Source organism: Salinifilum ghardaiensis, assembly GCF_054491345.1.
Genome location: NZ_CM137101.1, coordinates 4912627 through 4930376, shown reverse-complemented (window position 1 = coordinate 4930376; position 17750 = coordinate 4912627). Strand labels below are relative to the sequence as shown.

14 protein-coding genes are annotated in these 17750 nt (G+C 72.2%); 12 read left to right on the top strand and 2 right to left on the bottom strand.

What is annotated here, in order from left to right; translation table 11 throughout:
• Positions 1–237: 237 nt before the first annotated feature.
• Positions 238–2484: a (Fe-S)-binding protein gene (locus tag ACVGV0_RS22495; RefSeq protein ID WP_459157676.1), complete on the bottom strand. Its 2247-nt coding sequence runs from the start codon at positions 2482–2484 to the stop codon at positions 238–240.
• Positions 2485–2974: 490 nt separating this feature from the next.
• Between ACVGV0_RS22495 and ACVGV0_RS22490 the strand changes: the two genes are divergently transcribed.
• From ACVGV0_RS22490 to ACVGV0_RS22455, 8 genes are all read left to right on the top strand, one after another.
• The gene (locus ACVGV0_RS22490; RefSeq protein WP_459157675.1) at positions 2975–3298 is read left to right on the top strand and encodes a DMT family transporter; all 324 of its coding nucleotides are present in this window, start codon (positions 2975–2977) and stop codon (positions 3296–3298) included.
• Entirely contained in the window at positions 3295–3891 is a 597-nt protein-coding gene (locus tag ACVGV0_RS22485; RefSeq protein ID WP_459157674.1) for a TetR/AcrR family transcriptional regulator, read from the top strand. Before ACVGV0_RS22490 ends, ACVGV0_RS22485 begins: the two co-directional genes overlap by 4 nt.
• Positions 3892–3982: 91 nt before the next feature.
• Positions 3983–4498: an O-acetyl-ADP-ribose deacetylase gene (locus ACVGV0_RS22480; RefSeq protein ID WP_459157673.1), complete on the top strand. Its 516-nt coding sequence runs from the start codon at positions 3983–3985 to the stop codon at positions 4496–4498.
• Between the two features lie 149 nt (positions 4499–4647).
• Entirely contained in the window at positions 4648–5553 is a 906-nt protein-coding gene (locus ACVGV0_RS22475; protein ID WP_459157672.1) for a DUF4097 family beta strand repeat-containing protein, read from the top strand.
• 216 nt (positions 5554–5769) lie between these two features.
• A complete protein-coding gene (gene dnaK / locus ACVGV0_RS22470) occupies positions 5770–7644 on the top strand; it encodes a molecular chaperone DnaK (RefSeq protein WP_459157671.1) in 1875 nt (624 codons plus the stop codon).
• Positions 7641–8345, top strand: coding sequence for a nucleotide exchange factor GrpE (gene grpE / locus ACVGV0_RS22465; protein ID WP_459157670.1), 705 nt, complete (start codon positions 7641–7643; stop codon positions 8343–8345). The genes dnaK and grpE overlap by 4 nt, the downstream gene beginning before the upstream one ends.
• A gap of 27 nt (positions 8346–8372) precedes the next feature.
• On the top strand, positions 8373–9575 hold the full coding sequence (gene dnaJ, locus ACVGV0_RS22460) for a molecular chaperone DnaJ (protein WP_459157669.1): 1203 nt from the start codon (positions 8373–8375) through the stop codon (positions 9573–9575).
• Between the two features lie 2 nt (positions 9576–9577).
• Positions 9578–10093: a heat shock protein transcriptional repressor HspR gene (locus tag ACVGV0_RS22455; protein WP_459157668.1), complete on the top strand. Its 516-nt coding sequence runs from the start codon at positions 9578–9580 to the stop codon at positions 10091–10093.
• 61 nt (positions 10094–10154) lie between these two features.
• Here ACVGV0_RS22455 and ACVGV0_RS22450 read toward each other — a convergent pair whose 3' ends face one another.
• The gene (locus ACVGV0_RS22450; protein WP_459160106.1) at positions 10155–11258 is read right to left on the bottom strand and encodes an FAD-binding oxidoreductase; all 1104 of its coding nucleotides are present in this window, start codon (positions 11256–11258) and stop codon (positions 10155–10157) included.
• A 463-nt stretch (positions 11259–11721) separates the two neighbouring features.
• Here ACVGV0_RS22450 and ACVGV0_RS22445 point away from each other — a divergent pair, with 463 nt between their 5' ends.
• The 4 genes from ACVGV0_RS22445 to ACVGV0_RS22430 all read left to right on the top strand — a co-directional run bounded on the left by ACVGV0_RS22445 (position 11722) and on the right by ACVGV0_RS22430 (position 17607).
• Positions 11722–12324 carry a MarR family winged helix-turn-helix transcriptional regulator gene (locus ACVGV0_RS22445; RefSeq protein ID WP_459157667.1) on the top strand — a complete coding sequence of 201 codons (603 nt, stop codon included), beginning with the start codon at positions 11722–11724 and terminating at the stop codon, positions 12322–12324.
• A 529-nt stretch (positions 12325–12853) separates the two neighbouring features.
• Positions 12854–13681: a MarR family winged helix-turn-helix transcriptional regulator gene (locus ACVGV0_RS22440; RefSeq protein ID WP_459157666.1), complete on the top strand. Its 828-nt coding sequence runs from the start codon at positions 12854–12856 to the stop codon at positions 13679–13681.
• 50 nt (positions 13682–13731) lie between these two features.
• The gene (locus tag ACVGV0_RS22435) at positions 13732–16395 is read left to right on the top strand and encodes an MFS transporter (RefSeq protein ID WP_459157665.1); all 2664 of its coding nucleotides are present in this window, start codon (positions 13732–13734) and stop codon (positions 16393–16395) included.
• Positions 16396–16749: 354 nt separating this feature from the next.
• Positions 16750–17607, top strand: a complete 858-nt coding sequence (locus ACVGV0_RS22430) for a YceI family protein (RefSeq protein WP_459157664.1) — start codon at positions 16750–16752, stop codon at positions 17605–17607.
• Positions 17608–17750 lie beyond the last annotated feature (143 nt).

Here is a 17750-nt window from a genome sequence, read left to right as displayed (position 1 = left end):
GAGGCCGACCGCGCCCGGCCGCCCTGCCCGGGGTCGGCTCCGGCTTCCGGACCGCTGGGCAGCGGGGCCGCGAGGCAGCAGGGGTGCGCAGACGCAGGGCTGTGCGGGGACAGCGCCCGGGAGCACGCGGGGTCCGGGCGCACGCGGGGCCCGAAGGACAGCGGGGACCGCGAAGAAGACGCGGGGTGCCCGGCCCGGCCGGGCACCCCGCGTCGTTTGCTGCGCGGGCGCGAGTCCTCAGCTCTCCGTGCTGTTGCCGGCGACCGCCCCGTCGGCCGGAGCGGCGTCCCCGCCCTGTTCGTCGCCGCGGCGGACGGCTTGCAGCAGCAGTTGGGCCACGTCGGTGACCTGCGTGTCCTCGGAGGCGACCTGCTCGTTCTGCCGGGTGGTCACCCCGTCGCTGAGCATCACCTTGCAGAACGGGCAGCCGGTGGCGATCTTCGTCGAGCCGGTGCCCAGGGCCTCGTCCACGCGCTCCTCGTTGATGCGCTTGCCGACGCGCTCCTCCATCCACATCCGCGCGCCGCCGGCGCCGCAGCACATGGCCCGGTCGGCGTGCCGCGGCATCTCCTGGAAGTTGGCGCCGGTGGCGGTGACCAGCTCCCGCGGCGGGGTGTAGACCTTGTTGTGCCGGCCGATGTAGCAGGGGTCGTGGTAGGTGACGTCCTCGGCGACCGGCGCCACCGGGGTCAGCCGCTTCTCCCGCACGAGCCGGTTGAGCAATTGCGTGTGGTGCACGACCTCGTAGTCACCACCGAGCTGGCCGTACTCGTTGGCGAGGCTGTTGAAGCAGTGCGCGCAGGTCACCACGATCTTGCGCTTGCTCGGCTCGCGGCCGTCGAACACCGAGTTGAGCACCTCGACGTTCTGCTGGGCCAGCATCTGGAAGACGAACTCGTTGCCGGAGCGCCGCGCCGGATCGCCGGTGCAGTTCTCCTCCGACCCGAGCACGGCGTAGCCCACCCCGGCGCGGTGCAGCAGCTCGGCCACCGCCTGGGTCGTCTTCTTCGCGCGGTCCTCGAACGCGCCGGCGCAGCCCACCCAGAACAGGTACTCAGCCTCGGCGGGCAGCTCGCCGTCGACCACCGGCACCTCGAAGTCCAACTCCTGCGCCCAGCCCATCCGGTCGGAGTTGTTCTGACCCCACGGGTTGCCCTTGTTCTCCAGGTTCTTGAACATCCCGCCGAGCTCGGAGGGGAAGTTCGACTCGATCATCACCTGGTAGCGGCGCATGTCGACGATGTGGTCGACGTGCTCGATGTCGACCGGGCACTGCTCCACGCAGGCACCGCAGCCGGTGCAGGCCCACAACACCTCGGGATCGATCACGCCCATCTCCTCGGCACCGCCGACCAGCGGGCGCTCGGCCTCGGCCAGCGCCAACGCGTCGATGGAACCCATCTTCTGCTCGGCGCCCTCGCCGGTGATGCCGACCTCGTCGCCGGCCATGTCCTTCTTGCCACCGGCCTGCAGGTACGGCGCCTTGGCGTAGGCGTGCTCGCGCAGCGACGTGATCAGCAGCTTCGGCGACAGCGGCTTGCCCGTGTTCCACGCCGGGCACTGGTCCTGGCACCGGCCGCACTCGGTGCAGGTGGTGAAGTCCAGCCAGCCCTTCCAGGAGAAGTCCTCGACCTGGCCGGCGCCGAACACGTCCTCGTCCGGATCGGCCTCTTCGAAGTCCAGCTCCTTGCCACCGGACATCATCGGCTTCAGCGCACCCAGGGCCACGTCCCCGTCGTCCTCGCGCTTGAAGTAGATGTTGAAGAACGCGGTCAACCGGTGCCAGGCCACGCCCATGGTGATGTTGGCCGCGATGACGATGACCCAGATCATCGCCGAGAGGACCTTGAACGCGGCGAAGACCGTGATCGCCGCCGTGCTCGCCGGCAGCACCGCCCCCAGCAGCGTGGTCACCGGCGCCGACCACACCGGCGCGTGCAGCAGCTCCGAGGAGTCCTTGAACGCGCGCAGCCCCATGATGCCCACGCCCTCGAGCACCACCACGGCCTCGACGAAGTAGGCCTGCCAGAAGTTCGACCCGGCGAACCGGGAGACCCGCCCCGCCCGACGCGGGTGGTTGAGCTGGCGCACCCCGATCAGCCACAGCCCGCCGAGCACCGTGGTCACACCGAGGATCTCCACCACCAGGTTCCACGGCCCGAACGAGCCCAACCACGGGAACTCGAAGGTCGGGTCGAACACCTCGAAGTAGGCCTCGAGCACGGTCAGGCTCAAGCCCAGGAAGCCGAGCATGACGAACCAGTGCGCCACCCCGACGTGCCCGCGCTTGAGCATGCGGGTGTGACCCAGGAACTCGGTGATAAGGGTCCTGAGCCGTGCGCCGACCGGGCCCTTGCGCGTCGGATCCGGCTGGCCCAGCCGGATGGAGGCGACCATCCGCATCACCGTCCTGACGATCATGACCGCCGCGACCGCGGTCACGGCAAGACAGACCAGGCCCAGGACGAGCTGAAGCACACCCATGCTCGCGGCCTCCTGTTCAACGGTTGTTGTCGCTTCGGGATCAGTCGCGGAGTCGGGAACTCGCGTGTTCGAGGAGCGTACGTGTTGTTACTAGGTGGTAACCAGAGGGGCGCGCGGGTGAGCGCGCACCGGACGGGAATTGTGCGCGACGGCGGTTCCCGTGGCCAGGCGCCGCGGCGGGTGTGCCGACCACCCGGTCGATCCCGGACCGGCAGCGACACCCCGCGGGAACCCGGACGCCTGCCGGGTCGGCCCTGCGGTGAGCGGCTCTCGTGCGCACCTCCGTCCGGGAGCGGACGCCCGGAACGTCCTCTCGTGCGATATTCGCCACTCTCAGTGTGGATCCCGCTGTGACGGGGCGAACACGCGGGGTCGGCAACGCGGGCGCGACCACCGCCGCCGGGAGGATTCCACCGCCGCGGGCGGTCCCGTAGGCTGAAAAAGTAGTGCAGTCGTTCAACTTGTTGCTCGTGGGAGCCCGGGAGGCGTCGTGGCGTATCTGCTGCTCGTCGGAGCGATCCTGTCCGAAGTCCTCGGCACGGTCTCGCTGAAGCTCTCCGAGGGCTTCAGCAGGCTCGTCCCCTCGGTGCTGGTGATCGTCGGTTACCTGGCCGCGTTCACGATCCTCGGCCAGGTCCTCAAGCTCGGGCTCCCCGTGGGTGTCGTCTACGCGATCTGGGCCGGTGCGGGCGTGGCGCTGGTCGCCGTCATCGGCGCGGTCTTCCTCGGGGAGAACTTCACGGGCGTGCAGCTGCTCGGCGTGCTGCTGGTCATCAGCGGTGTCATCGCGCTCGAGCTCGGGGGATCGCGATGAGCACCGGCCCCGCCGAGCGGTCCGACCAGGCAGGTGCGGCCACCGACGGGCGCCTGGCCAAGGGGCAGCGCCGCCGCCGCGGGATCATCGACGCCACCCGCCGGCTCCTCGCGCGCGAGGGCGTCGCCGCGGTGAGCCACCGCAACGCCGCGCGCGAAGCGGGCGTGCCGCCCGCGTCGGTGGCCTACTACTTCAACGGCATCGACGAGCTGCTCGTGGCCGCGCTGCTGGACTGCGTCGACGACCTGCTCGCCGAGATCGAGCGGCTCTCCCGCGCCCGGTCCCGCGAGGACTGGCCGCGCGTGGTCGCCGAACTGCTCGTCGCGATGGTGCGCGACAACCGGGAGCAGACCATCGCCGAGTACGAGCTGTACCTGCTCGCCGCGCGCCGCCCCGCGCTGCGCCCGGCCGCGCGGCGGTGGATCGAGGCGACCGCCGGGTACCTCGCCGGGGACGTCGACGAGGCCGGTGAGCGGGCGCTGCTGTGGGCCGTCGACGGCCTGCTCATCCAGGCCCTGCTCGCCGACGAGCCGCCGGCGGTGGCCGAGGTCGAGCCCGCGCTGCGCCGGCTGATGCGGCCGGGTGCGAGCTGAGCTGAGCACCGCGCGCCCCGGTGGAGCACCGCGCTGCCGCGACGCGCCGGGCGCCCGCGCGGCGGTGCTCCGGCGGCGGCACACTGTGCGCATGCGCATCACGATCCTCCAGGGCGACATCACCGAACAGCAGGTGGACGCGGTCGTCAACGCCGCCAACAGCTCCCTGCTCGGCGGCGGGGGCGTCGACGGGGCGATCCACCGCCGCGGTGGTCCGGAGATCCTGCGCGAGTGCGAGCAGCTGCGGGCCGAGCGCCTGCCGGACGGCCTGCCGGTCGGGCAGGCCGTGGGGACCACCGCGGGGAACCTGCCCGCCCGCTGGGTGATCCACACCGTCGGCCCCACCTACGCGGCCTCGGTGGACCGCTCCGAGCTGCTGGCCTCGTGCTTCCGCGAATCGCTGCGCGTGGCCGACGAGCTCGGCGCGCGCAGCATCGCCTTCCCGGCCGTCTCCACCGGCATCTACCGCTACCCGCTCGGCGAAGCCGCCGGGATCGCGCTGCGCACCGTGCGGGAAACCCCGAGCGAGGTGGAGCAGGTCCGCTTCGTGCTCTTCGACGAGCAGGCGCTCGCCGCCTTCCGGGACGCCGCGGAACCGCTCGGGTAGCACTCCTCGGCCTGCCGGGGATCCGGCCACGGGCCCGGCCCCGACCCCGGGGACCGGCTCTCCGGGAACACCCCGGGATGTCCCGGAGGTTCGCGGGGTGCCCGCGGCCCTAGGCTCGCCGGTGACGGCGCAGGACGGAGGAGTGCGAGATGCGAACGGGACTCGCGATCGCCGGTGTGGTGCTCGTGCTGCTGGGCCTGGGGGTGCTGGGCTACGACCTGCTGTCCCGGGGCGAGCGCACGCAGCGGTACCCGCTGCGGGGCATCGAGGCCGTGCGCCTCGCCGGTGGCAGCGGCTCGGTCGCGATCACGCGCTCGGCGCAGGCCGAGGCCTCCGTCGAGCAGTCCGAGCGCGGTTGGTACTGGCCGTTCGCGGACCCGTCCGGGCACCCGCGGTTCCGCGTCGAGGGCAGCACGCTCGTGCTCGACGCGGACTGCGGCACGTGGTGCGGGGTCGACTACCGGGTCGTCCTGCCGGAGCGCGCTGCCGTGCGCGGCGAACTCGGCTCCGGCGACCTCCACCTGCGCGGCGTGCGCGACGTCGACGCCCGCGTGGGCTCCGGTTCGATCGACGCCTCCGACGTCGCCGGCGGCGTCACCGCCAGCAGCGGTTCCGGGGAGGTCCGGCTGACCGACGTGGCCGGACCGGTGGAGGCCGAGACCAGCAGCGGCGGCATCGACGCCAACGACCTGCGCGGCGAGCGGGTCACCGCGCGCAGCGGCTCCGGGGACGTCCGCCTCGCCGACGCGCGCGGCCGGGTGCACCTGGAGACGAGCAGCGGCGACGTCGAAGGGCGGCGGCTGGCCGGTGCGGAGGTCACCGCGCGCAGCGGCTCCGGCGCGGCCCGGCTCGACCTGCTCGACCCGCGGCGCGTGCGGGTGGACGTGAGCAGCGGCGCCATCGACCTCGCGGTGCCGCACCGGGGCTACGACGTGCGGGCCGAGACCGGCAGCGGCCGAACCTCCGTGACCGTGCCGCAGGACCCGCGCTCCTCCCGGCTGCTGGAGCTGAGCACCGGGTCCGGGGCGATCACCGTCCGCCCCTCCGCGCAGTAGCGGCATCCCGGCCCCGCCGGAGCACCGCGCCTTTCCCCTGCTTGCCCGCGGGAACAACCCTCCCTGGTCAGACGTTGCTCGATCAGGAAGATTGAGCCCCGGTCGCTCAAAGTCGATTTGACGGCGGACGCGGTGCGCCGGTACGACTTGAGTAGGCAAGGCTCAAGGGTTTGTGGGCCCCTGGGCGCACAGGTATGAAGCAGGAGGAACGCAGACATGGGGCGAGCGGTCGGTATCGACCTCGGAACGACCAACTCCGTCGTTTCCGTCCTGGAGGGCGGCGAGTCGACGGTCATCGCCAACTCCGAGGGCTCGCGGACCACGCCTTCGATCGTGGCGTTCGCGAAGAACGGTGAGCTCCTCACCGGCCAGCCGGCGAAGAACCAGGCGGTCACCAACGTCGACCGCACCATCCGCTCGGTGAAGCGCCACATGGGCACCGACTGGTCCGTGGACATCGACGACAAGGCGTACACCCCGCAGGAGATCAGCGCGCGCGTGCTGCAGAAGCTCAAGCGCGACGCCGAGTCCTACCTGGGCGAGGACGTCACCGAAGCGGTCATCACCGTTCCGGCCTACTTCTCCGACTCCCAGCGGCAGGCCACCAAGGAGGCCGGGCAGATCGCCGGCCTCGAGGTGCTGCGCATCGTCAACGAGCCGACCTCGGCCGCGCTGGCCTACGGGCTGGACAAGAACGAGAAGGAGGAGACCATCCTGGTCTTCGACCTCGGCGGCGGCACGTTCGACGTGTCCCTGCTCGAGGTCGGCGAGGGCGTCGTCGAGGTCCGCGCCACCAGCGGTGACAACCGCCTGGGCGGTGACGACTGGGACGAGCGCATCGTCGAGTGGCTGGTGGACAAGTTCAAGAAGTCCAACGGCATCGACCTGACCAACGACCGGATGGCGATGCAGCGCATCCGGGAGGCCGCGGAGAAGGCCAAGATCGAGCTGACCAGCTCCGCGCAGGCCAGCATCAACCTGCCCTACATCACCGTGGACGCGGACAAGAACCCGCTGTTCATGGACGAGACCCTCTCCCGGGCCGAGTTCCAGCGGATCAGCGAGGACCTGCTGGACCGGTGCCGCAAGCCGTTCGAGGCCGTCATCCGCGACGCCGGCATCAACGTCAGCGAGATCGACCACGTCGTGCTCGTCGGCGGCTCCACCCGGATGCCCGCCGTGGCCGACCTGGTCAAGGACATGGCCGGCGGCAAGGACCCGCACAAGGGCGTCAACCCGGACGAGGTCGTCTCCGTGGGCGCGGCCCTGCAGGCCGGCGTGCTGCGCGGTGACGTCAAGGACGTGCTGCTGCTGGACGTGACGCCGCTGTCCCTGGGCATCGAGACCAAGGGCGGCATCATGACCAAGCTGATCGAGCGGAACACCACGATCCCGACGAAGCGCTCGGAGACCTTCACCACCGCCGACGACAACCAGCCGTCGGTGCAGATCCAGGTCTTCCAGGGCGAGCGCGAGATGACCGCGCACAACAAGAAGCTCGGCACCTTCGAGCTGACCGGCCTGCCGCCGGCGCCGCGCGGTGTGCCGCAGATCGAGGTCACCTTCGACATCGACGCCAACGGCATCGTCCACGTCTCGGCGAAGGACCAGGGCACCGGCAAGGAGCAGTCGATGACCATCAGCGGCGGCTCGGCGCTGCCGAAGGACGACATCGACCAGATGGTCAAGGACGCCGAGGCCCACGCCGAGGAGGACCGCAAGCGCCGCGAGGAGGCCGAGACCCGCAACCAGGCGGAGTCGCTGGTCCACCAGACCGAGAAGGTCATCTCCGACAACGACGAGAAGCTGCCGGAGGAGTCCAAGGAGAAGGTCCGCACCGCGATCAACGAGGTGAACGAGGCCCTCAAGGGCGAGGACGTCTCCGAGATCAAGTCCGCCGTCGAGAAGCTGGCCACCGAGTCCCAGTCGCTGGGCCAGGCGCTGTACGCCGACGCGGGCAGCGGCGAGACCGGTGACGGCTCTGGTGCGACGGGTGCTTCGACTGGTAGTACCGGTTCCGAGCAGACCGGCTCCTCGGACGAGGAAGTGGTGGACGCCGAGGTCGTCGACGACGAGGACCAGAAGAAGTGACGGACAAGCCGGAGATGGCGCGCAACGACGAAGAGCAGGAACCGGTGGTCGTCCGGGACAAGCGGCGTTTCGACCCGGACACGGGCGAGCGCCGCGCCCCGGACGGCGCCGGAGAGGAGCCGCAGGTGGCGGAGAGCATTTCCGGAACGCTGGAGGGCGACCTCCCGGCGGAACCGGCCTCGGACGCGTCCGAGGCCGCGGACGGGGAGCAGGGCGACCTGCGCAAGCAGGTCGACGACCTGACCGCCGACATCCAGCGGGTCACGGCCGAGTACGCGAACTACCGCAAGCGGGTGGAACGCGATCGCGAGGCGGTGATCCAGTCGGCCAAGGCCGCGGTGGCCGAGGACCTGCTCACGGTTCTGGACGACATCGAACGCGCCGATGCCCACGGTGACCTCACCGGGGCGTTCAAGGCAGTCGCGGACAAGCTGGTCGATTCGCTGCGGTCGGCGGGCCTGGAGGACTTCGGCACGGAGGGCGAGGAGTTCGACCCGAACATGCACGAGGCGGTGCAGCACGCCACCTCCTCCGAGGTCTCCGGTCCGACCGTGAGCACCGTCCTGCGGCGCGGCTACCGGTTCGGCGAGCGCGTGCTGCGGCCCGCGATGGTCGCGGTGACCGACTACGAGCCGGGTTCGGACGAGCAGGCGGAGCCGGCCGAGGAGACCGCCGGCGGTGAGTCGGCCCAGCAGGACTGATGACGTCGCGGAAGGGAGGGGCGCCCGGTGAGCGCTAGGGAGTGGCTCGACAAGGACTTCTACGCCGAGCTGGGCGTCTCCTCGGACGCCTCCACCGACGAGATCAAGAAGTCCTACCGGAAGCTCGCCCGGGAGAACCACCCGGACGCCAACCCGAACGACCCGAAGGCGGAGGCGAAGTTCAAGGCCGTCTCCGAGGCCTACGGGGTGCTGTCGGACCCGGAGAAGCGCAAGCAGTACGACGAGGCGCGCCGGCTGTTCGCCGGGGGCGGCGGCGGGTTCGGCGCTCCCGGCGGGTTCGGCGGGTCCGGTGCTCCCGGTGGTTTCGGCGGGCCGTCCGGCGCGGGCGGCGCCGGGTTCGACATCGGCGACCTGTTCGGCGGTGGTTCCGGCGGTTCCGGCGGACTCGGTGACCTGTTCGGCGGGTTGTTCGGCAACCGCCGCGAGGGCGGTGCGACCACGGCGAACCAGCCGCGGCGCGGCACCGACGTGGAGACCGAGGTGCGCATCGACTTCGCCGAGTCGGTGCGGGGCGCCGAGGTGCCGCTGCGGCTGTCCAGCCCCGCTACCTGCAGCACGTGCCGCGGCCGCGGTGCCAAACCCGGCACCCGGATCCGCACCTGCACCACGTGCCAGGGGGCCGGCCTGGTCACGCGCAGCCAGGGCGCGTTCGCGTTCAGCGAGCCGTGCCCCGACTGCCGCGGTCGCGGGCAGCACATCGACGACCCGTGCACCGAGTGCCGGGGCGAGGGCGTCAGCACCCGCAGCCGCACGCTGACGGTGCGGATCCCGACCGGGGTGACCGACGGGCAGCGCATCCGGCTGTCCGGCCAGGGCGAACCGGGCAGGAACGGTGCCGCCGCCGGTGACCTGTTCGTCGTGGTGCACGTGAACCCGGACAAGGTCTTCGGGCGCTCCGGGGACGACCTGACGCTGACCGCACCGGTCACCTTCCCGGAGCTGGTGATGGGCGCGAAGCTGACGGTGCCGACGCTGGACGGGAAGGTCTCGGTGAAGGTTCCGGCGGGCACGAACAGCGGCCGCGTGCTGCGGGTGCGCGGCAAAGGGGTGCAACGCAAGAACGGCAGCACCGGTGATCTGCTGGTGACCGTGCAGGTGGCCGTTCCGTCCAAGTTGGACAAGAAGGCGACCGAGGCGCTGGAGGCGTACGCGGAGGCGACGTCCGACCACGAACCGCGTCGGGAGCTGGACGAGCTGCTCGGGAGGTAGCCATGGTCGGGGGAAGCGAACCAGGCATGCCGGCGGGCTTTCCCGCGGGAGCCACCGAGGACACGCCGATGTTCGTGATCTCGGTGGCAGCCGAGCTGTGCGGGATGCACGCGCAGACCCTGCGCAGCTACGACCGGCTCGGCCTGGTTTCCCCCGGCCGGACCCCCGCCGGCGGGCGCCGGTACTCGCCGCGCGACATCGCGCTGCTGCGCGAGGTGCAGCGCCTCTCCCAGGAGGAGGGCGTCAACCTCGCGGGCATCAAGCGCATCATCGAGCTGGAGAACGAGGCCGATGCGCTGCGCGAGCAGGTCCGCGAGCTGACCGAGGAGGTCGCCGCCGCCTACGCCGCCGCCGAGCAGGCGGCGGCGGCGGTGCACGCCTCCTACCGCCGGGACCTCGTGCCGGTGCGGCAGGAGACCGCGCTGGTGGTGTGGAAGCCCCAGCGCGAGCGCGCGCAGGGCGACGGCGGGGACCGGCCGAAGCGCGACCGCCGCAAGGGCGACCGCACCGGCGGCTGACCCGGGCTCCGCCTGCCGCCGAGCCTCCGCTGGTCGGCCGCGAAAGGCGAGCGCGGGGCCCTCAGTCCATGGTGAACGGGTCGTAGTGGATGTTCTCCAGCGGCGTGCCCGCGACGAGCAGGCGCGAGATGGTCGCGCGGATCATCGCCGGTGAACCGCTGGTGAGGACTTTCCAACCGCCCCAGTCGCCGTGCTGGCCGACCACGTCGGCGAGCGTGCCGTGCTCGGCGCCGGGCAGCGCCGAACCGTCCTCCACGACCGGGGTGATCGTCAGCCACGGGTTGCTCGCCGCGATCTTCCAGAGGTTGTCCAGGTCGTAGAGGTCCTCGCGGGTGCGCCCGCCGTAGAACAGGTGCACGCGCGGGTTCGTGCCGTACTGGGCCAGCTCGTCGATGATCGCGCGCATCGGCGCCAGGCCGGTGCCGCCGGCGATCATCAGGACCTTCTCGTCGGTCTCGCGGTCGACGGACAGCTGCCCCATCGGCGAACCGATGCGCCACCGGTCGCCCGGGTTCGCGTGCCACACCAGCGCGCGCGAGGTCCAGCCGCCGTCCACGGCGCGCACGTGGAACTCCATCGAGCCGTCGTCCTGCGGCGCGTTCGCGGGCGTGAGGTAGCGCCACAGCCGCGGCCGCTGCGGGGCTTCGACGCTGACGTACTGCCCCGGCAGGTAGGGCACGGGGTAGTCGGGGCGCACGCGCAGGATCGCCAGGTCGTGCGTGAGGCGTTCGTGGTGGATGACCTCGCCGTCGTACCAGGCGGGGCCGGTGTCGGCCGCCGCGGCTTCGGACATCGCCGTGGCCATGACCGTGTACGCCTCGGCCCAGGCCCGCTCGACCTGGTCGTCCCAGGCGTCGCCGGCGTAGCGCTTGACCGCGGCGAGCAGGGCGGTGCCGAGCGCCTCGTAGTGGGAGGTGACCACGCCGAACTTGCGGTGGTCGCGGCCGAGCTGGTGCAGGAACGGCAGCAGCTCGTCCGGCTTGTCGACCATCTGGATGACGTGCACCAGGGCGCGCAGCAGTCGGCTGCGCTGGACCTCCATGTTGACGGGGAACAGCTCCCGCGTGCCGGGGGAGAGGCTGAACAGCATGCCGTAGAAGAACCGGGCGACTTCGTCGGACCGCGGTTCGACGGCGGCCCAGCTCTCCCGGATGAGGCGGACCATGCGCTCCGCGCCCGAGGACGGTTCGGGGTCCGGCGAGGGATCGGGGTTCAGTACGGCGTTCGCTGACATGGTTGAGGCGCGATCGTCTCCAGGTTGGCGGTCTGCACGCGTGAACTGGGCACACCGCTGCGGGCAACGTGATCCCCGACAGCGGGGGACTTTAGCCGGTGAACCCGGACCTGTGTGCCATGGTGCCACCTTCGGGTGAGCTGTCGGCCGGGTTCACCGGGGATGGCGGGCAGCAGTGACCGTCCCCACGTGCGCTGCTCACGCAGCGCGTTGACCATCGGGCGTGCCGTGGTCGCGCGGATCGGCCGGGGAACGGGTGCCGCCGTTCGGGTGAGCCTGGGCGGCGATTACGTTGGTGTTCGCGGAGGGCGCCGCACCGCCGCTCAGGTGCGAGCGGTGCGCGGCCCGTGAGGAGTCGCCGGTCGACTGCCGGCGCGCGGCAGGTGAGGTGAGCGTGATCGAGCAGGACGAGACCGGACCGGTCGCCGCGGCGTCGGAGCACCACGGCTCCTCGGGCCCGGGTGCGGCCCCGGGGCCGGACGCGGGTTCGGGCTCGGATGTGGGGTCGGAGCCGGACGCGGGCTCGGACTCAGGAGCGGGCTCGGGCTCGGACGTGGAGCCGGCGGAGGAGCGCACCGAGGCCGCCGAGGCGGTGGAGCGCGAGCTCGCGCTGCTGTTCCGCCGCGCGCGGTCGATGGCGGCGAGCGTGGCCGCGCAGGTGCACCCGCGGCTGGATGCCGAGTCCTACGTGCTGCTGCTGATGGTCGCCGACGCGGGGCGTCTGCGCGGCATGGACGTGGCCGGGCGCGCCGGGCTGGACAAGTCGACGGTGAGCCGGCAGATCGCCGCGCTGGTGGATCTCGACCTGCTGGAGCGCGTTCCCGATCCCGACGACGGCCGCGCCCGGTTGATCCAGCTCTCCGCGCAGGGGCGGCAGCGTCTGACCCGGGTGCAGGAGCAGGGCAGCGAGCGGCTGCGCGCGGTGTTCGCCAGCTGGTCCACGCACGACCTGCAGGAGTTCGCACGGCTGCTCGGGTGGCTCAACAGCGCCACCTGAGCCCCCTCACCGACCGCGCCCCTCACCGACCGCGCCCCTCACCGACCGCGCCCCTCACCGGCCGCGCCCCTCACCGACCGCGCCCCTCACCGGCCGCGCCCCTCACCGGCCGCACCCCACCCGCCGCGCAGCCTCACCGGCCGCGGCCAGTCCCTCTCCGGCCGTCCCCTCCCGCCGCGCAGCCTCACCGGCCACGCCCCTCACCGGCCGCGGCCAGTCCCGCTCCGGCCGTCCCCTCCCGCCGCGCAGGCCGCCCCTCTCACCCCATCGTGACCCCGCCGACACGCCGGGGCCCTGGGGACAACCCGCGCCCCTGTGGACAACTTGTGCTCCACCCGTGTGGGGATGGGTTCCAATTTTCATGAAAATTGCGCTCTCTGGAACGAGTCCAGAGTGCGCGGTGCTCGTGCGGCGACCCGGTGGGCGGGGCTGCCGAGCGGGGGCGGGTGTTGCGCGTCACGCTCAAGTCAGTTGCTTGATGCAACCAGTTTTCCTTATAGTTGACTACAGCAACTAAAGGAATGATGGCATGGGACCGAAGATCGAAACCTGCGGCGAGCTGCTGGACTCCCTGCGGATGCTGCTGGCGACGAAGCAGTTCGCCATGCAGAACCAGTTCACCGACCGCATTCCCTATGCCGCGAGCGGCCTGCTCACCGAACTCGTGGCCCGGGGCGAGTGCCGCGCCTCCGATCTCGCGCACCACCGCATCGTCGATGCCTCCGTCATCAGCAGGCAGGTCGCGCAACTCGAGCAGGCCGGGCTGCTGACCCGGCGTCCGGACCCGGACGACCGGCGCGTCTCGCTGCTGCGCGCCACCGCCGAGGGGGAGGGCGTGGTGCGCGATCTGGAGCGCAGCAAGGCGCAGTGGATCAGGGACGCCCTCGTGCACTGGGACGACGAGTCCGTGGAGGAGCTCGCCGGACTGATGGACGCGGCGATGCGCGATCTGCGCCGCCACTCCTTCCCCGAGGCCGAGGAGCTGCCCGAGCGCCGCTCCGCCCTCTACCGGGCGGGAACCGCCGATGCGGCGGACGCGGACACCGCTGCCGGCGCGGAGGCTGCCGAGGCTGCGGCCCCCGAGGCGGACGGCACGGACACCGCGACGGAACTCGGTGCGGAGGCCGACGCGGACGCCACGGCGGAACCCGGCTCGGAGATCGACGCGGCCACCGCGGCGGAACCCGGCTCGGAGGCCGACGCGGCCACCGCGGCGGAACCCGGTGCGGAGATCGACGCGGCCACCGCGGCGGAACCCGGCTCGGAGATCGACGCGGCCACCGCGGCGGAACCCGGCTCGACCACCGCAGCGGACACCCGGAGCAGCGGTTCGGCGCGCACCGCGAACGCGCGGTAGACGGCCGCCACCGATCGGACCACGCGGCGCTCCGGGGCAGCGCCGCGCACATGACCAAGGGAAGGGACGCGATGACGAGCACGACGCTCCGGGAGGAGAGCCCGCCGGGCGCGGCCGCGGAGGCGGACGTCGGGGGCGCGACCGGTGCCGGCGGCGGCGAGGCCGACCGGCCGATGACGCACCGGCAGGTCATGCAAGGGCTCGTCGGCCTGCTGCTGGCCCTGCTGGTGGCGATGCTGAGCAGCACGATCGTGTCGAACGCGCTGCCGCGGATCACCGCCGACCTCGACGGCAGCCAGGGGCAGTACGCCTGGGTGGTCAGCGCGATGCTGCTGACCTCCACCGCCACCACGCCGCTGTGGGGCAAGCTCTCCGACCTGGTGAGCAAGAAGCTGCTGTACCAGCTGGCCATCGTGATCTTCACGCTCGGCTCGGTGCTCGGCGGCTTCTCGCAGAGCATGGGCATGCTCATCGGCTTCCGCGCGGTGCAGGGCATCGGCATGGGCGGCCTGCAGGCGCTCGCCCAGGTCGTGCTCGCGGCGATGGTCCCGCCGTCCGAACGCGGCCGCTACACCGGCTACATCGGCGCCACCTTCGCCCTGGCGACCGTGACGGGGCCGTTGCTCGGCGGCGTCATCGTGGACTCGCCGCTCGGCTGGCGCTGGTGCTTCTGGGTCACCGTCCCCATCGCGGTGATCGCGTTCGTCGTGCTGGGCAAGGTGCTCAAGCTGCCGGTGATCAAGCGCGACGTGAAGGTCGACTGGTTCGGCGCCCTGTTCCTGGTCGGCGGTGTGAGCGCGCTGCTGATCTGGGTGTCGCTGGCGGGGGACCAGTTCGCGTGGTGGTCGCCGGAGACGGCCTGGCTCGTCGCGGGCGGTCTCGTCGCGATCGCGATCGCCCTGGTCATCGAGACCCAGGTGCGCGAGCCGATCGTGCCGCTGGGGATGTTCCGCAACCGCACCGTCTCCGCGGCCACCGTCGGCATGGTCGCCGTCGGCACGGCCATGTTCGGCGGCACCGTCTTCCTGAGCCAGTACTTCCAGCTCTCCCGCGGGTTCAGCCCGACCGGCGCCGGGTTGATGACCCTGCCGATGGTGTTCGGGATGTTCTTGTCCACCACGGCGTCCGGGCAGATCATCGCCCGCGTCACCGGCAAGATCAAACCGTTCCTCGTCAGCGGGGCCGCGGTGATGATCGTCGCCATGTACCTGCTCAGCACCATGGACCACGAGACGGACCTGGTGCTGGTGGGCTGCTACCTCGCGCTGATGGGCATCGGCGTCGGCATGCTCATGCAGAACCTGGTGCTGGCGGTGCAGAACGCCACGTCCAGCCGCGACATGGGCTCGGTGACCTCCGTGGTCACGTTCTTCCGCACGCTGGGCGGTTCGGCCGGTGTCTCCGTGCTCGGCGCGGTGCTGGCCAGCCGGCTCGCCGGCTACATCCAGGACCGGATGGCCGCGCTGGGCGTTCCGGCGGGAGCGGCCTCCGGCGGAGGCGGCGGCAGCAGCACGCTGGACGTGGGCTCGCTGCCCGAGCCCGTCAGGACGGTCGTGCAGGCGTCCTACGGCGACGCGATCGGTGATCTGTTCTTCATCTCCGCGTGCATCGCGCTGGTCACGTTCATCGCGGTGCTGTTCATCAAGGAAGTACCGCTGCGCACGACGATCCACACCGAGGACGAGATCCACACCGAGGACGAAGGGGAGGCGACGCCCGTGGCGGCGCAGGAAACAGCAGGAGCGCACGCGGACGCGACCGCCCGCGGGGCGGGGCACGCCGCGTCCGCACCGGCCGCTGAGCGGCCCACCGCGGTGATGTCCGCGGTGGAGGGGACCACCGGATCCGACGGGCTCGGCCCCCGCCGCTACGTCGACCCGGTGCACACCGCGGCGGGCACCAACGGGTCCGGGGCGGGCCTCGCCGCCGCGGGCGGTGCGCACGAGGACGCCGGCGGGCTCTTCGTGCACGGCACCGTGCGCGACGCGGCCGGCGGTGCGGTGGCCGGAGTGGTGCTCACGCTCACCGACGCCAACGGGCGGCAGGCCGAGCGGGGCCGCAGCGACGACCACGGGCAGTTCCGGCTGCAGGTCACCCACGGCGGGACCTACGTGCTCATCGCCTCCGGTGGCAACTACCAGCCCAGCGCCTCGATGGTCGTGGTCAGCGACCGGCCGGTGCGACACGACGTGCAGCTCAGCGGGGCCGCCGAGCTCGCCGGAACCGTCCACAACGGATACCGCGGTGTCGCCGGCGCGATGGTGGTGCTCACCGACGTGCGCGGCGAGGTCGTGGCCAGCGGCGCCACCGGACAGGACGGGCGCTACGCGATCGGCGAACTCGTCGGCGGCACCTACGCGCTGACCGCGACCGCGCCCGGGTGCCGGCCGGTGGCGGCGCAGGTGGAGCTCACCGACGGGGAGCGCGCCGAGCGCGACGTGGCGCTGCAGTCGGGCTCGCAGATGTCCGGCGTGGTGCGGTCGGCCGCGCTGGGGGTGGCCGTCCCCGACGCGCGGGTGACGCTGCTCGACGGCACCGGCGCCGTCGTCGCCGCGGCGACCACGGACGCGGAGGGCCGCTACAGCTTCACCGACCTGTCGGAAGGCGAGTACACGGTGATCACCACCGGGTTCCCGCCCGCGGCCAGCTCGCTGCAACTGCACGGGGAGCAGGTGGATCACGACGTGGACCTCGGCTACCCCGAGGGTCAGTAAGGGAGTCCGCGGATCGGCTGTTGAGGGCGGGGGACGGGGGTAGCTGGGAGGAACCTCCGGCGAGACCTCGCTGCGGGATCCCCGACATCGGGTAGCCACCTGCTCCCAGCGCCCCCGACCTCCCAGCTGCCCCCGACCTCCCAGCTGCCCCCGACCACCCGCCCCGGACAGGAGCGGCATCTTCGGGGCCGTCCTCGCGAGGCGACGCCGGAGAACCCCCGTCGGGTCGGTCTGCGCGCGTGGGGAGGAAGCGGCTGCGCCGCTTGCCTGACGGGCCGGTGCGGTCGAGCGCACGATCACCGATCCGCGCGACCACCCAAGTCCCACACCCGGTTTCGAGAAAGGGAGTTCGTCATGGACAACGGCCAACACCGGGCCGCGGAACCCGGTGCGCACCGCACCGACGCGGGCGGAGCGGTGAGCGCGACCGTGTGCGCGGCGGATGGTTGGCCGGTACCCGAAGCGGTACTGACCGTGATCGACGGCGGCGGCGCGCAGACGGCGCGGGTCCAGGGCGACGCGGAGGGTTCCGTGGTCGCCCCCGGGCTGCGCCCCGGCGCCTACACGGCGATCGTGACCGCCGTGGGCTACGAGCCCGTCGCCCGCACCACGCTCGTGCAGGAGGGCAGTTCCGCGGCGCTGGGGCAGATCGAGCTGCGCCGCGCGGGCGGGCTGGAGCTGCCCACCGCCGGGCTGTGGCGGATCGATCCGGTGCACTCCTCGGTGCAGGCCACCGCGCGGCACCTGGGGATCAGCAGCGTGCACGGCCGGTTCACCGACTTCAGCGGCCAGGTCCGGATCGCCGAGCAGATCGAGCAGTCCGAGGTGGAGGCCGTCATCGACGCCTCCAGCGTGGACACGGCCAACCGGATGCGGGACGACCACCTGCGCGCGCCCGACTTCCTGGACGTCGAGCGCTACCCGCGGATCACGTTCCGCTCGGTCGGCCTGCACCCGCGCGGCGAGGGCCGCTGGGACCTGGAGGGGGACCTGACGCTGTGCGGCCAGACCAGGCGGGTGTCCCTGGACACCCGGTTCGGCGGCGTGGGGCCGGACCCGTGGGGCGGTACGCGCGCCTCGGCCACGGCCACGACCACGTTGCGCCGCGACGAGTTCGACCTGAACTACAACCAGGCGCTGCGCACCGGCATCGCCGCGATCGGGACGACGCTGAAGGTGGAGATCGACATCCAGGCGGTCCTCGCCGAGTGAGCAGCGCCGGCGCTCGCAGGGGGTTCCGCGCGACCGGGGGCTGATCCGGCCGCCGGGAACCGTCGCGGCGGCCGCCCGCGGGCCGCGCGACGTGGTCGAGTGCACCGGGTCGGGGGGTGCGCTCGGCCATCGGGGGATGGAGG

Bases quoted from the DNA above. Each gene is read 5' to 3' on its own strand.
- ACVGV0_RS22435 (WP_459157665.1), top strand. From the start codon at position 13,732: ATGACCAAGGGAAGGGACGCGATGACGAGCACGACGCTCCGGGAGGAG.
- ACVGV0_RS22480 (WP_459157673.1), top strand. From the start codon at position 3,983: ATGCGCATCACGATCCTCCAGGGCGACATCACCGAACAGCAGGTGGAC.
- ACVGV0_RS22485 (WP_459157674.1), top strand. From the start codon at position 3,295: ATGAGCACCGGCCCCGCCGAGCGGTCCGACCAGGCAGGTGCGGCCACC.
- dnaK (WP_459157671.1), top strand. From the start codon at position 5,770: ATGGGGCGAGCGGTCGGTATCGACCTCGGAACGACCAACTCCGTCGTT.
- ACVGV0_RS22455 (WP_459157668.1), top strand. From the start codon at position 9,578: ATGGTCGGGGGAAGCGAACCAGGCATGCCGGCGGGCTTTCCCGCGGGA.
- ACVGV0_RS22440 (WP_459157666.1), top strand. From the start codon at position 12,854: ATGGGACCGAAGATCGAAACCTGCGGCGAGCTGCTGGACTCCCTGCGG.
- ACVGV0_RS22450 (WP_459160106.1), bottom strand. From the start codon at position 11,258: ATGGTCCGCCTCATCCGGGAGAGCTGGGCCGCCGTCGAACCGCGGTCC.
- ACVGV0_RS22475 (WP_459157672.1), top strand. From the start codon at position 4,648: ATGCGAACGGGACTCGCGATCGCCGGTGTGGTGCTCGTGCTGCTGGGC.
- ACVGV0_RS22495 (WP_459157676.1), bottom strand. From the start codon at position 2,484: ATGGGTGTGCTTCAGCTCGTCCTGGGCCTGGTCTGTCTTGCCGTGACC.
- ACVGV0_RS22430 (WP_459157664.1), top strand. From the start codon at position 16,750: ATGGACAACGGCCAACACCGGGCCGCGGAACCCGGTGCGCACCGCACC.